This window comes from Amycolatopsis sp. NPDC058340 (assembly GCF_042723975.1).
Taxonomy (GTDB): Bacteria; Actinomycetota; Actinomycetes; order Mycobacteriales; family Pseudonocardiaceae; genus Amycolatopsis.
The window spans coordinates 76,160-90,103 of record NZ_JBHXIB010000003.1 but is presented as its reverse complement, the minus strand read 5'-3'; the positions used below and the strand labels follow the sequence as shown (position 1 = coordinate 90,103).

Below are 13,944 nucleotides of genomic sequence, written 5' to 3'. Positions count from 1 at the left end.
AGGCGCTCAGATGAGACCTTCGCGGAGCGCGTACGCCACGACGTGGGTGCGGTTGCGCAGATTGAACCGGCTGAGCAGACCGTGCAGGATGTTCTTCACGGTCCGGTCGGAGTAGGCCACCCGCCGGGCGATCTCCCCGGTGTCGAATCCCTCCGCGAGCAACCGGAGCACTTCGGTCTCGCGGGGCGAAAGCCCGCTGAGCGTGAGCTCGCGCGGCTGGAGAACTTCCTTGTGCAGCCGCGAAATCCCGCGCAGCAGACTGCCGAGCTGATCGGCGGGCAGATCACCACGGCCGGCGTGGGCGTCGGCGACCGCGCGCAGCAACCGCCCCGGCGTCGCCTCGGACCGCGCGACGACGACGGCGAGCCCGCGTTCCACCGCGGCCCACAGCTCGGCCTGGTTGGGATGGTCGGCCACCAGTACCAGCCGGGCGGGCCCGGCCGGGATACGCCGCGGGTCGTCGTCCGCGACCGCGACGAGGACATCGGCCTTCGCCGGGTCGTCCCGCAGGGCGATGCCGGGGCCGCCGCCGAGCGCGCTGCGCAGCCCCGCCAGGACGAGCGGATCACCGGCGTGCACGGCGACCCGGATCTCCTCGGTCCGGACGACCGGCCGGACGGGCGTCGTCATGATCGTCGACATGCCTCCAGCCAACCGGCCGCGGAGAAGACGGGACAAGCGGAAGCAGGGGGCAGCTTTTCGTCATCGCAAGCCTGCCGGTTGAATGGACCGCGGTGGAGGCGAACGAGACGCGGTCGGTGTTCGGCAAGCTCCTGCTCGAACACCGGCGGGCCGCGGGATGGACACAGGGGCGGCTGGCCGAGGCCTCCGGTATCAGTGTCCGCGCGCTGCGCGAACTGGAGCGCGGCCGCGCGCGGGCCGCGCAGCAACGCTCCGCCGAGGTGCTGGCCGACGCGCTCGGCCTGACCGGTCGTGACCGCGAGTTCTTCCTGACCGTCGCCAAGCAAGGGCGGCGGCGGAATCCGGCGCTGGCCGCACAGGTCGCGGCGACCTGCGCGCTGCCCGCGCCCACCGCGGATCTGTCCGGCCGCGAAAACGAGCTGGCACAGCTTTCCGCGAAGGTCGCCGAAGGTGGTGGTGTGGTCGCGATCGTCGGTCAGGCCGGGGTCGGGAAGACCGCGCTCGCGGTGACCGCGGCGGACCTGTGGCGCGCGGAGTTCCCGGACGGGAGCTATGCGGTGGATCTGCGCGGGATGGACGAGGAACCGCTGAGCGCCAGGGCCGCGCTCGACCGGCTGCTGCGCGCGCTGGACGTCGCGCCGGGGCAGGTGCCCGCGTCCGAAGCCGAACGGTCGGCGTTGCTGCGGATGCTGCTCGAAGGCCGGAAGGTCCTGCTACTGCTCGACAACGCCGCGGACGAGGCGCAGCTCCGCCCGCTGCTGGCCGCCGGGCCCGGCTCCCTCACGCTGATCACCTGCCGTCGCACGCTCGCCGGGCTCGAAGGCGCCCGCTGGCTGGGGCTCGAACCGCTGTCGGACGACGGCGCGACCGGCCTGCTCGCCAAGATCATCGGCGCCGGCCGGGTCCGCGCGGAGCCCGCCGCGGCCCGCGAACTCGTCGAACTGTGCGGATACCTGCCGCTCGCGGTCCGGATCGCGGGCAACCGGCTCGCCACCCGGCCGCAGTGGTCCCTGGCCCAGCTGGCCGACCGGCTGCGCGACGAAAGCACGCGGCTGCGCGCGCTCGCGGCGGGCGATCTGCAGCTGCGCTCGGCCTTCGACCTGTCGTATCGCGCGGTCTCGGCCGAGGCACGACGGCTGTTCCGCCTGCTGGCGACCGTACCCGGCGCCGACTTCGGCCTGGAGCTCGCGATCGTCGTCTCCGGTGCGGCCCCCGCCGACGTACGTGACCATCTCGACGAACTCGTCGACGCCAGCCTCCTGCAGACCACGGCGGAACCGGAACGGCACCAGTTCCACGATCTGATCCGTCTGTTCGCCGAAGAACGGTTCGAGGCGGAGGAAGACCCCGCCGCCAGGGACATCGTGCTCACCCACCTGCTCGGCAAGGCGGCCGAAGCAGCCAGGTTGTTCTATCCCAAGGCACCCGAGACCGGCCGGTTCGGTTCACGGGACGAGGCCGCCCGCTGGCTGGAGGTCGAGGGCGGGAACTGGGTCGCCGCGCACCGGCTGGGCGCGCGGAAGGGGAGGCACGAGGAGGTCCGCGACCTCGCCATCGCGCTGCACTGGTACTCCGACGGGCGGAGTGCCCAGCAGCCGTGGTGGGAGATCTTCTCGCTCGGCGCGGCCGCGGCGAGCGAGCTCGGCGACGCCCGGGCCGAGGCGAAGCTGCTCAACTTCGTCGGCTGGGCCGCCAGCGTCTGTCTCGGTGACGACAAGGGCGCCGTGGCGGAGCACCGGCGCGCGCTGGACATCGCCGTCCGGATCGGTGACCACGTCGAGCAGACCTGGGCGTCGATCTACCTCGGCCAGGTGCTGCGGTTGACCGGGCAGGGCGAAGAAGCGTTCGAGTTCGCGAAGCGCGGGTACGAACTGGCGCACGAACTGCCGTTCTGGGACGGGCAGACCACGGCGCGGAACATGTACGGGCGCGCGTTGCTCAACGCCGGGCGGCATACGGAGGCGCTCGCCGTGCACCGGGCCGTGCTCTCCGACGCCGAACGCCTGGCTGGCGACACGTATCCCGATTTCCATCGGCTGCTGAAGACCCTGACCCTGCGCGCCATCGGCGACGTGCTCGGCGATCTCGCCGAATGGCGGGAAGCGGCGAGCCAGTACCGCACCAGCCGGTGGCTCGCGTGGGAAGGCGGTTTCGCCGGGCTGGAAGTGGTCAGCGCGATCCGCGAGGGACGGGCTTGGCGGGAGGCCGGCGCCTTCGAGGAGGCCAGGGAGTGCCTGGCCCTGGCCGTGGAACTCTCCCCCGGACCGTCTTTCGGCGCGTGGCGGGAACAGGCTTTGGCCGAACTGGCGCTCTTGCCCGAGTGATCGGAGCCGCGAGCGCCAACTAAGCTTCGGGCCCGACGGAGCGGGAGGGCCGATGACCAACGCGGACGGGCAGAGCCCGCGGGAGCGCTATCGCGACCAGGTGCGCGCGGAGATCAAGCAGCACGCGTGGGAGCAGATCGCCACCGCCGGGGTGCCCGCGTTGTCGCTCAACGCGATCGCCAAACAGGTGGGCATGAGCGGCCCCGCCCTGTACCGGTACTTCGCCAGCCGCGACGACCTCGTCACCGCGCTCATCCGCGACGCGTACCGGAGCCTCGCCGACACCGTCCGGGCGGCGTTCGACGGCGGTGCCGACCTGGCGGGCCTCGCCGTCACCATCCGGGACTGGGCACGGAGCGACCCGCAGCGCTATTTCCTCATCTACGGCACGCCCGTCCCCGGCTATCACGCGCCCGAAGACACCACCGCCATTTCGCGCGAGGTCATGGCCGTGCTGCTCGAAGCGTGCCGCGCGATCACGGTCGACGGCCCGGAAACCCCGTTCGACAAGCATCTGGACGATCATCGTGACTGGGCTGGTGACGATCCGGCCCCGTCCGCGACCCTGCACCGCGCGCTCGCCTTCTGGACCCGCCTGCACGGCGTGCTCTCGCTCGAACTCGCCGGCCATTTCACCGGAATGAAATTCGACCCCGATCTGTTGATCGCGGACGAACTGGACGACCTCACGACCCGGTGACCGGCCGATCGTCCGCGCAGTGAACCTTTCCCACCCGTCGGGCGTCTTGCCCTGTGACGTTGCCGCGTTGACATGCAACGTTGTAACGTTATAGCTTCTAAGTACCGCAAGAGCTACTAACATCGTACGGGCGCTTCGGGGGGACTTCGAGCATGACTCACGGGGAGAAGATCAACAGGAGGACCGATCGCGTCAGAGTCGCCGTGCACGCCCCGGATCTGCTGGCCGGGCTGGGCACGACGAGCATCCTCGGCGCGGATGAGCGGCTGGACGTGCTGTCCGACACCGACCTCGGGCCCGCCGAGGTCATCGTGACCGTCGGAGACTCGATCGGCGACGGCGTCTTCGCTTTCCTGCGCCAGGTTCGCGCCGCGTCGTCACTGCCGACGCCACCGAGATGCGTGATCGTCACCGACCACTTCCCGGTCCAGGTCCTGATGACGGCCATCGAATGCGGCATGGCCGCGCTGCTGCCGCGACGCGACCTCGACGGCGAGCACCTCGTGCGGACGATCCTCGCGGTCAGCCAGGGCGCGGGCGCGCTGCCACCGCGTCTGCAGGGCAGCCTGCTCTCCCAGCTCGAACGGATACAGGAGGACCTGCTGGTCCCCAACGGTCTCGCGTTGTCGGGACTGTCCGACCGGGAACGGGAGGTGCTCCGTCTGCTGGCCGACGGCCATGGCACGGAAGAGATCGCGGCCAAACTCGCCTATTCGGAGAGCACGGTGAAGAACGTCCTCCACCGGGTGATGTCGCGGTACGGCCTGCACAATCGCACGCACGCCGTCGCCTTCGCGCTGCGCACCGGCTCGATCTGAAGAACCGTCCAGAATGGACTGATTTCCCCGCCCCCTTCAACTTATAGCGGACATGGGGGCTTGCGGCAAGGCCCCGGTCATCCCCCAGAATTGCCCGCCGCAGGCCGGAAGCCGCGGGAATGGGAGTCGCGAAATGCGTGTTTTGCTGACGACGTGGGGGTCACGCGGGGATGTCGAACCGTTGGTGGCACTCGCGGTCGAATTGCGGGAGCTCGGCGCGGAGGCGCTGGTGTGCGCGCCCCCGGACGAGGAATTCGTGAAATTGCTGGGACAGGCCGGTGTGCCCTTGGTGCCGCTCGGCCCGACCGTGCACTCGGTGGTCGCCGGACCGAAACCGCCGACGGGGGAAGACGCGATGAAGCTCGCCCCGGCACTGGTGGCCGCCCGGTTCGAAACGCTTTCCGCCGCGGCGGAAGAAGGATGCGACGCGATCCTCGCGACCGGGCTGCTGCCCGCCGGCGCGCGGGACGTCGCCGAGAAACTCGGGGTTCCGTATGTGTACGCGTGTTTCCACACCTTCGGATTGCCGTCGCGGCATTTCGCCCCGGGTGTGCGGCCGGGCACGCCGTCGCCGGAGGGCGAGACCGACAACAGGGTGTTGTGGCGGCAGGACGCCGAACGCGTCGACGCCCTGTACGGCGGGGCGCTCGACAGTCACCGGGCGGCGATCGGGCTGCCGCCGGTGGAGAACGTCCGCGATCACGTCTTCACCGGCTCGCCGTGGCTGGCGGCGGATCCGGTTCTGTGCCCGTCGGAGGGGATGACGGATCTCGACCTCGTCCCGACGGGAGCGTGGATCCGGCCCGACGACCGCCCCCTCCCAGACGAACTGGAGAAGTTCCTCGAGGCCGGTGAACCGCCGGTGTACGTGGGCTTCGGCAGCATGGCCGCGTACGCGCCGAAGGACATCGCCCGGGTGGCCATCGAGTCCGCCCGCGCGCTGGGACGGCGGATCCTGCTCGCCCGCGGCTGGGCGGGTCTGCCTCGATCGACGACGCCGACGACTGTTTCGTCGTCGGCGAGGTCAATCAGCAGGCGCTCTTCCGCCGGGTGGCCGCCGTCGTGCACCACGGTGGCGCGGGCACCACGACGACGGCCTCCCGGGCGGGCGCGCCCCAGGTGGTCGTCCCCCGGATCGCGGACCAGCCGTTCTGGGCCGGGCGGGTGGCGGAGCTGGGAATCGGTGTGGCGCACCGGGATCCGACGCCGACCGTCGAGTCCCTGACCGCCGCGCTTACCACGGCCCTCTCCCCCGGAACCGGCGCGCGGGCGAAGGCCGTGGCGGACACGATCCGGACCGATGGGGCGAGGGTGGCCGCGAAACTGCTCGTGAGTGGCAAGGACGGTTAGAACCGTCCTCAGCACTCACGAGGCTTGAGCACCTCCTCGCACCACTGACGGAACGTGGTCGGCGTGGTGGCCGCCGGGGTCCGCGGTTCGGCGTTGTCGATACCCGCCTCCTTCGCGGCCATCATGTCGACCATGCCCTGGGCCATCGCCTCGGACCAGCCGTGTTCGAGCTGCGTCGCGCGGAAGGCGTCCATGGACACCCGCTGATAGCGGACCGGCCGTCCGAGGACGTCGGCCATGATCTCCGCGAGATCGTTCTGGGACAGGTCTTCCGGGCCCAGCACCGGAACATCGGCGACACCCTGCCACGACCGGTCGAGCAGCCACGCGGCCGCCACGGCGGCGATGTCGCGGGTGGCGCAGGTCGGCGCCTTGAGATCGCCGGAAAGCGGGCCGAAGAAGACACCGTCCTCGCGGATCGATCCGGCCTGCCACAGGATGTTGTCCATGAACGTTGGCATCGTCAGCGCGCGGTAGGCCACGCCCGTGCCCGCGATCAGATCGTCCATGGCGTGCGAGGCCGAGAGGTATCCGGTGTTCTCCGCGACGCCGCGGCCGAGCGCCGAGATGCCGACCACCCGCGACACGCCGTGCTTCTCGATGGCCGCGCAAGCCGGCCGGGTGAAGTCCGGAAAGGCGGTTTCGAGGCTTTCGGCGCGGCGATCCGCGGCGACCAGCCAGAAAACGGTGTCGGCGCCGGCGAAGGCTTCGTCGACGACAGCGGCGTCGCCGTGCGAGCCCTTGACGACCTCGACGCGCTCGCGGACGTGGCCGGGCAGGCGGGCGGGATCGCGGGCGATCACGCGGATCGGTTCGCCACTTTCGAGAAGGGTGGCGAGCACCCGGCTGCCGATCTGTCCGGTCGGCGCGGTGACGACGATCATGAAGACTCCGTGGTGATAGGGGATTTCCGACGTCACCCAGTCAAGCCACGACGACCGTCGAGCTGAAGGACCGCGTCGGTCGCCATTGATACCCTGGCGATATGAGTGACCTGGAGACGCGGCAGCTCAAGTACTTCGTCGCGGTCGCGGAGGAGCTGCATTTCGGCCGGGCCGCCGAGCGGCTTTCGATGGCGCAGCCGCCGCTGTCCAGGGCGATCCGGGATCTCGAACGACGGCTGGACGTCCGGTTGCTCGAACGCACCACCCGCCAGGTCACGCTGACGAGCGCGGGCGAGGTCTTCTTGCGGGACGCGAGGATCGCGCTCGAAGCGGTCACGGCGGCGGAACGGCGGGCGCGGCAGGCGGGCCGTCCAGACCCTCGGCTGCGCCTGGCGTTGAAGGCCGATCACGACGCCGGATTGCTGCCGAAGATCATCGAGGCCTACGAAGCCGAAGAAGGCGCCCTGCCGATCGAACTGATCCTCGGCGGCCGGGGCGAACAACCGTCGCAACTGCGTGACGGGCGGGCGGATGTGGCGCTCGTGCCGTCTCCGTTCGACGCGCGCCGCCTCGACTTCGAGCCGTTGCTGACCGAACCCCGGCTCGTGGCGCTGGCGGCGAACGATCCGCTGGCGGCCCGGTCGCGGCTGACCCTGGCGGATCTCGAAGGCCGCCTCCTCCCCGACGGCGCACCCGCCGTCCAGGGCCCTTCGGCCGGGCCGCCCGCCACCGCGGCACCCCACGGTCCCGTCTCGGATCTGACGCAGATCTTCAAACTGGTCGAACTCGGTGCCATCGTCTGCTTCTTGCCGGTCTCGGTGGCGGATCGCTACCGCCGGGCGGGCATCACGTATCTGCCCGTCGACGATCTGGAGCCCACGACCCTCGCCGTGATGTGGCCGCAGGATTCCCGCTCACCGGCCGTCGCCGCCTTCGTCCGCGCGGCCACCACCGTGGTGACGACCGCGTACGCCCTCGGTCACCGCAGCTGAACGCGGCCAAGCAACCGGTCGACGACCTCGGGCAGCGGCTGCTCCTCGGGGCCTTCCAGCCACAGCACGTTCCCCGTCCGCAGTGTGGCGAGGAAGGTCGCCGCGGTGAGCCTGGCCAGCTCCTGGTCGAGGCCGTGGCCCCTGGCGAGCAGGACCGCGATCAGGTCGCGTTCGAGGGCGAACTGATCGCCCGCCTGCCGCGCGAGCAGCGACGGATGCCGCCGCAGCAGCCGGAGCTGCGCCACCCATTCGCGGTCGGGGACGGGATGCGCCCGGTACAGCTCCCGGCAGGCCGCACGCAACGCCTGCCAGGGCTTTTCGCCGGGCGGCCTGCCTTCGACCAGTGACACCAGCAGCCCGGTGCGCTCGCGGTCGGCGTGCAGGATCGCGTCCTCTTTGTTCGCGAAGTAGTTCGAAAACGTCCGCCGGGACACGCCCGCCGCGTCGGCGATGTCCTCGACGGTCACACCGTCGAGACCGTGCTCCATCGCCAGCCGGAGCGCGGCCTCGTGCAGTGATTGCCGCGTCGCCGCCTTCTTGCGGGTCCGGAGCGTGTCGAGGGTGTCCACCAGGACAGCGTAGCGACGGGAATAAAGTGCCCACTGTGCAAGTTTGCACAATGAGCAACAAACGCCGCTCGAAAGGACGCCATGAAGACCGAGGCTCCGTCAGGAGCGATGGGACACCGCCAGGTGCTCGAATCGCTGTCCGGTCTGCTGCTCGCGCTGCTCGTGGCGATGATCAGCTCGACGGTCGTGTCGACCGCCCTGCCGCTGATCATCGGCTCGCTGAACGGCTCGCAGACGCAGTACACGTGGGTGGTCACCGCCACCCTGCTGGCGGCGACCGCCACTACGCCGATCTGGGGCAAGCTCGCCGATCTGTTCAACAAGAAGACGCTGGTGCAGATCGCGATCGTCATCTTCGTGATCGGGTCGACGATCAGCGGATTCAGCCAGAACACCGGACAGCTGATCGCCGCCCGCGCGTTCCAGGGCATCGGCGTCGGCGGCCTGCAGGCCTTGGTGCAGGTCGTGATCGCGGCGATCATTCCGCCGCGTGAACGCGGCCGGTACAACGGCTACCTCGGCGCGGTCATGGCGGTCGCCACGGTCGGCGGACCGCTGCTCGGCGGCCTGATCGTGGACGTGCCGTGGCTCGGCTGGCGCTGGTGCTTCTTCGTCGGCGTGCCGATCGCGGTGGCGGCGTTCATCGTGCTGCAGCGGACCCTGAAGCTGGAGACCGTGCGCCGGGAGAACGTCCAGGTCGACTACCTCGGCGCCGGGCTCATCGCCGCGGGCGTGAGTGTCCTGCTGATCTGGGTCTCGTTCGTGGGCAACGGCTTCGGCTGGCTGTCCTGGCAGACGGCCGTCATGGTGGCGGGCGGCGTCGTGCTCCTCGTCCTCGCCGTGCTGGTGGAACGGAAGGTCCGCGAACCCGTCGTCCCGCTGCACATCATCACCCAGCGCACTCCGGCGCTGGCGATCGTCGCGAGCCTCGCGGTCGGGATGGCGATGTTCGGCGGCGCGGTCTTCCTCGGCCAGTACTTCCAGGTCGGCCGCGGCTACTCCCCCACCGAAGCCGGTCTGCTGACCATTCCGCTGATGGGCGGCGTGCTTGTCTCCTCGACCGTGTCCGGACGCCTGATCAGCCGCACCGGACGGATGAAGCCGTACATCGTGGCGGGCACGATCACCCTGGTGATCGGCTTCCTCGGGCTGGGCACCGTCGACCACGCCTCACCGCTGTGGCTGGTGGGCATCGCGATGGCGGTGGTCGGGATCGGGGTCGGTATGACGATGCAGAACCTCGTGCTCGCCGTGCAGAACACCGTGCCGCTGCGGGATCTCGGCGCGGCGAGCGCGTCGGTCACGTTCTTCCGGTCGCTCGGCGGCACCATCGGCGTCTCGGTGCTGGGCGCGGTGCTCGCGAACCGGGTCACCGCCGATCTGTCCACCGCACTGCACGTGCCGGCGGGCCAGGCGTCGACGGGCAGCGTCAGCGCGCTGAACCTCAAGGCGCTCCCGCCGGAGGTCCAGACGATCGTGCACACCGTGTACGGCGACGCGACCGCGCACATCTTCCTGATCTCCGCGGCGGTGGGCGTCGTGGGCGTGATCGCGGCACTGCTGCTCAAGCCGCTCACCCTCCGCACCACGCTCGACGTGGAGACGGAATCGGAAGTCCCGGTGGCGCGATGAACGGGGCCTTCGAGTCCACTGTGGAGCGTTTCGGCCCGCCCCGGCACCACACGGGGCGGGCCATCCTGGCCGGGGTCGACGGCTCCGACACGGCGATGCGGGCGGCCGCCTTCGCCTTCGGCATGGCCCGGCGCGAGGGCGGCAGGCTGATCGTCGCCTTCGTCTGCCGTCCGGCGCTCGGTCCCGCCGTCGCGGCGACGGTGGAACTCGACACGGCGGTGCAGCTCTACGAGGAGATCCGCGAGCAGATCCGCGCGGCGGCCGAAGAACTGGAAGTGCCGGTCAGCTTCCTGAGGATCTTCGGCGATCCGTACACCGCGCTCCGCGACACCGCCGACCGCAGCCAGGTCGACACCGTCGTGGTCGGCGCCTCACAGCAGGCCGGCCACCGGTTCGCGGGGTCGGTCGCCACCAAGCTCATCAGGACCGGGCACTGGCCGGTGCTGGTCGTTCCCTGACGACCGGCCGAGGAACGACACCGCTCCCACCGCGGCGACGACGAGCGCGCAACCCGCCAGCTGCAACGGTGTCGGCCACTGGCCGAGCAGTGCGGCCCCGAACAGGATCGCGGCGGCGGGTTGCAGCATCAGCACCGCGGATCCGCCGCTCGCGGGCAGCGCGGACAGCGCGCGCCCGATCAGGAGCCAGCCGAGCACCTGCCCTGTCACGGCCAGCACGAACAGCCACACCAACGCCGGAACGGGCGGCGTGACGTCGAGATTCCCGGCGAACAGGCCCGAAAGGCCGCCCACGCTCGCCGATGCCGCCGTCGCGGTGGCGAGCATCGTCGTGCGGCCGCCGCCGTCGGTTCCGGCGCGGCGCAACAGGATCAGGTACCCGGCGTAGGCCACGCCCGCCAGCACCGCCATGACGGTGCCGTACCAGGGATCGCTGCCCGCGGTGCCGCCGTCCGCCAGTCCCCCGGCCAGCGCCGTCCCCGCCAGCATCACCGGGATGGACAGCCAGAACGCCCGCGGCGGCCGTTCGCCGAACCACAGCAAACCGGCCAGCGGGACGAGGACCACCTGGACGTTCACCAGCGCCGTGGCGACCCCCGCGCCGACGGAAAGGATCGCCTCGCTCCAGAGCACCATGTCGATCCCGAGCAGGACACCGGCCAGCACATGCCGGCGTCGCTCGGCCGGAGCCGGACGCCGTCCTCGCTCACGGGATCGCGCGAGGATCACCAGGATCGGGAACGCGAACAGGCAACGGAAGAACGTCGCCGTCGTCGAGCTGACGCCGGACAGCGCGACGAGCGGGGCGGACAGGGCGATCGCGAGGGCGCCGAGCACTCCTTGTACCCGCGGATCGGTGAGGATTCGGTTGTGCCGCATGTCTTCGATTCGATCGCACGACGACCGCGAGGACCAGCGAGATCCTCTTACCCCGAGGGTTAAGCTCGGCTAATGAGTGGCGATCTGTCCAATGTGGAACGGCTGCGGATGCTGCACGCGGTGTGGCGGCGGGGATCGCTCGCCGCGGCGGCCGAACTGCTGCACGTGACGCCGTCGGCGATCTCCCAGCAGCTGACCAAACTGGAACGGGAGGCGGGCACCGGGCTGCTCGTCCGGCACGGGCGCGGCGTGCGGCTCACCCCGGCGGGGCTGCTGCTGGCGCAGCGTTCGGACCGGGTACTCGCCGAACTCCGCGCCGCCCGCGCCGATCTGGACTCCCTGACCGGGGAGACGACGGGCGTCGTGGAGATCGGCGCGATCCCCTCGGGAGTGCACACGTTCATCACGCCCGCCCTGACCGGCCTCGCCGTCCGTCACCCCGGTATCGAGGCGCGGTTGCACGAGGTCGAACCCGAGGTGGCTCTTCCCGCGCTGGCCGACGGTGTCTTCGACGTCGTGGTCGTCGAAAGCTGGGAGAACCTGCCGCTCACCCGGCCGCCCGCCACCCGCTGGACCGGACTGCGCGACGACTCGGCGATGATCGTGCTCCCGGCCGGGCATCCGCTGGCCGGGGCGGATTCGGTGCGCGCCGAGGAGCTCGCGGAGGAGATCTGGGTCGCGTGGGCGCGCCCGACCCTGGCGAACGCCTGGCTCCGCCAGACCCTGCGCGAACGCGGGATCGAGCCGATCGTGCGGCATACCGTCAGCGGTTTCGGCACGCAGTTCGCCGTGGTCGCCGGGCTGGGCGCGGTCACCCTGGTGCCGAGCATGGCCACCACGATCGCGCCGCCGACCGTGGTGTGCGCCCCGCTCGAACCGGCCCTGCACCGGCAGCTCTACGCCGTGCAGCCGCAAGGGGAAACGCGGCCAGCCGTCGCGGAATGTGTCGAGGCACTGGTGGAGGCCGCGAGATCTTGGGGCTCGTGAGTGGCGAGGACGGTTAGAACCGTCCTCGCCACTCACGAGGTGGGTCAGCGGCCGCAGAGGGCGTGGTCGATCACCGGCTCGATCGGATGCACCTCCGGCAGCGGGGCACCGGGAAGGTACGGCGTGAGGGTGTTCAGCGAGACCATCACGCTGCGCTTGCCGTCCTCGGTCACGCCGTTGCCCGTCAGGTAGCCGGGCAGCGCGCCGCCGTGGCCCCAGTAAGCGCCGCAAGAGCCGGTCGTTTTCTGGAGACCGAGCCCGTACTCGCCGAGCCCCGCCGCGGGCACGGTCTTCTTCATCTCGGCCAGCAGCGCGGGTTTGAGCACCTTGCCGCCCAGCAGCGCCCGCAGGAACTTGTTGCCGTCCTCGGTGGTGCTGTTGATCGAGCCGTCCGCTCCCCCGCCCATCGACGGGTTCATCAGCGTCACGTCCACCCGCCGTCCGAGCAGGGGCGGATTCGAACCCTCGACGACGAACCGGTCGTAGCCCCGCGCGTGCGGGGCCGGGATGAACGGCGACGTATGGGGCAGGGTGGTCTCACGCAGGTCCAGCGGACGGACGATCCGGTCGATGATCGCCTGCCGCCAGTCCCGGCCGGTCACCTTCTCGGTCACCAGCCCGGCGAGCACGTAGTTGGTGTTGGAGTAACCCCAGCTCGTCCCAGGCGCGAACTCCGGCGGCTTGCCGACCGCCAGTTTCACCGCCTCGGACGCGCTGAGTTCGTCGAACCGATGACGCAGGAAACCCTTTTCGGTGAAGAGATCGAGCTCCGCCATGTAGTCGTGCAGGCCGCTGGTGTGCTGCAGCAGCTGCCGGACGGTGATGGCCTTGCCGTCGTTGCCGTTGCCGCTCACCACCCCGGGCAGCCACCGGTCCACGGTGTCCTCCAGGGAAAGCCGTCCCTCGCCGACGAGCTGGAGCATCGTCGCGGACAGGAAGGTCTTGCTGAAACTGGCGATCCGGAAGTGGCCGTTCCACGGCATCGGCGTCCTGGTCCGCAGATCGCCGTGGCCGCTGCGCACCTTGACGCTTCCCCTGTCCGTGCTCACCTCCATGAGGACGCCGGGTGAACCGTTCGCCACGAGCGTGTCGGCGTCGCGCTGCAGTGTCCGCTGCAGTGGTGGCGCCGCGGACGCGACGGCCGGGGAAACGAGCGTTGCCGCGCAAAGTACGGCGATGACCACTGAAGTTCGTTTCATATCGGCAAAACTACGAAGCCGCGGCGCACCGGGCATCGGCTTGGAGGACGATGCTGCCTCCCTCCCCGGTACTAACGGGGCACAGGGTCTTCTCAGGGTTTCAGGTCCATCCGGAGGAATACGCTGAGGCGAAGGAATTTCGGCGGGCGGGTGACGCCGTCGGGGAATTCGTCCGCCCCGACCATCCGGGGGCCGGTGAGGTCCACTTCCCGTCCGTCGATCCGGAGCCGCGCCTCCCCTGCCGCCAAGATGTTGCGCACCCAGTCCGCGTCCGGGCCGTACACCGGGACGAACAGGTAGCCGCCGTCGACGGGATGCGCGTCGAGCGGCGTGTGGTGGGTCTTTCCCGAAGTGCGGCCGACGTGGATCAGCACCGGGTATTTCCCGGCCGCGATCGCGCGGGGGTTGAAGACCCGCTTGTTGACGTGTCCCCACCATCTCGGCATCGGCATCGTGCTCTCCTCTCGATAGCCTTACAGGCGTAAGGCTGGCTTACGCCTGTAAGGTTGT

General features: G+C 70.3%; 13 protein-coding genes and 1 pseudogene. 8 read left to right on the top strand and 6 right to left on the bottom strand.

The window, feature by feature from the left end; all coding sequences use genetic code 11:
- Nucleotides 1-6: 6 nt before the first annotated feature.
- On the bottom strand, nt 7-642 hold the full coding sequence (locus ACFWIW_RS05505) for a LuxR C-terminal-related transcriptional regulator (RefSeq protein ID WP_378367292.1): 636 nt from the start codon (nt 640-642) through the stop codon (nt 7-9).
- A 92-nt stretch (nt 643-734) separates the two neighbouring features.
- Here ACFWIW_RS05505 and ACFWIW_RS05500 point away from each other — a divergent pair, with 92 nt between their 5' ends.
- The 4 genes and pseudogenes from ACFWIW_RS05500 (at nt 735) to ACFWIW_RS05485 (ending at nt 5,834) form a co-directional block, all read left to right on the top strand.
- A complete protein-coding gene (locus ACFWIW_RS05500; RefSeq protein WP_378367291.1) occupies nt 735-2,966 on the top strand; it encodes an ATP-binding protein in 2,232 nt (743 codons plus the stop codon).
- A 52-nt stretch (nt 2,967-3,018) separates the two neighbouring features.
- Complete coding sequence (locus tag ACFWIW_RS05495; RefSeq protein WP_378367290.1) at nt 3,019-3,666, top strand: TetR/AcrR family transcriptional regulator; 648 nt, start codon at nt 3,019-3,021, stop codon at nt 3,664-3,666.
- Nucleotides 3,667-3,818: 152 nt separating this feature from the next.
- Entirely contained in the window at nt 3,819-4,484 is a 666-nt protein-coding gene (locus tag ACFWIW_RS05490) for a LuxR C-terminal-related transcriptional regulator (protein WP_378367289.1), read from the top strand.
- Nucleotides 4,485-4,617: 133 nt separating this feature from the next.
- Nucleotides 4,618-5,834 (top strand): annotated as a pseudogene (locus ACFWIW_RS05485) (glycosyltransferase).
- 8 nt (nt 5,835-5,842) lie between these two features.
- Here ACFWIW_RS05485 and ACFWIW_RS05480 read toward each other — a convergent pair.
- Nucleotides 5,843-6,718: an NAD(P)H-binding protein gene (locus tag ACFWIW_RS05480; RefSeq protein ID WP_378367288.1), complete on the bottom strand. Its 876-nt coding sequence runs from the start codon at nt 6,716-6,718 to the stop codon at nt 5,843-5,845.
- A 101-nt stretch (nt 6,719-6,819) separates the two neighbouring features.
- Between ACFWIW_RS05480 and ACFWIW_RS05475 the strand changes: the two genes are divergently transcribed.
- Nucleotides 6,820-7,710 (top strand): LysR family transcriptional regulator, encoded by an 891-nt coding sequence (locus ACFWIW_RS05475; RefSeq protein ID WP_378367287.1) that lies wholly within the window; start codon nt 6,820-6,822, stop codon nt 7,708-7,710.
- Here ACFWIW_RS05475 and ACFWIW_RS05470 read toward each other — a convergent pair.
- Nucleotides 7,698-8,279 carry a TetR/AcrR family transcriptional regulator gene (locus ACFWIW_RS05470; RefSeq protein ID WP_378367286.1) on the bottom strand — a complete coding sequence of 194 codons (582 nt, stop codon included), beginning with the start codon at nt 8,277-8,279 and terminating at the stop codon, nt 7,698-7,700. The two genes, ACFWIW_RS05475 and ACFWIW_RS05470, sit on opposite strands and share 13 nt — an antisense overlap.
- Nucleotides 8,280-8,360: 81 nt before the next feature.
- On the opposite strand from ACFWIW_RS05470, the gene ACFWIW_RS05465 reads away from it, so the two are divergent.
- Nucleotides 8,361-9,911 (top strand): MDR family MFS transporter, encoded by a 1,551-nt coding sequence (locus ACFWIW_RS05465; protein ID WP_378367285.1) that lies wholly within the window; start codon nt 8,361-8,363, stop codon nt 9,909-9,911.
- Nucleotides 9,908-10,369: a universal stress protein gene (locus ACFWIW_RS05460; protein WP_378367284.1), complete on the top strand. Its 462-nt coding sequence runs from the start codon at nt 9,908-9,910 to the stop codon at nt 10,367-10,369. The genes ACFWIW_RS05465 and ACFWIW_RS05460 overlap by 4 nt, the downstream gene beginning before the upstream one ends.
- Here the strand turns inward: ACFWIW_RS05460 and ACFWIW_RS05455 are convergent.
- Nucleotides 10,283-11,248 carry a DMT family transporter gene (locus ACFWIW_RS05455; protein WP_378367283.1) on the bottom strand — a complete coding sequence of 322 codons (966 nt, stop codon included), beginning with the start codon at nt 11,246-11,248 and terminating at the stop codon, nt 10,283-10,285. The genes ACFWIW_RS05460 and ACFWIW_RS05455 overlap by 87 nt on opposite strands.
- Before the next feature lie 72 nt (nt 11,249-11,320).
- Between ACFWIW_RS05455 and ACFWIW_RS05450 the strand changes: the two genes are divergently transcribed.
- Nucleotides 11,321-12,235 carry a LysR family transcriptional regulator gene (locus ACFWIW_RS05450; protein WP_378367282.1) on the top strand — a complete coding sequence of 305 codons (915 nt, stop codon included), beginning with the start codon at nt 11,321-11,323 and terminating at the stop codon, nt 12,233-12,235.
- Between the two features lie 44 nt (nt 12,236-12,279).
- Here ACFWIW_RS05450 and ACFWIW_RS05445 read toward each other — a convergent pair whose 3' ends face one another.
- Nucleotides 12,280-13,434, bottom strand: a complete 1,155-nt coding sequence (locus ACFWIW_RS05445; protein WP_378367281.1) for a serine hydrolase domain-containing protein — start codon at nt 13,432-13,434, stop codon at nt 12,280-12,282.
- A 92-nt stretch (nt 13,435-13,526) separates the two neighbouring features.
- Nucleotides 13,527-13,886, bottom strand: coding sequence for a nitroreductase/quinone reductase family protein (locus ACFWIW_RS05440; protein WP_378367280.1), 360 nt, complete (start codon nt 13,884-13,886; stop codon nt 13,527-13,529).
- Nucleotides 13,887-13,944: the final 58 nt, after the last annotated feature.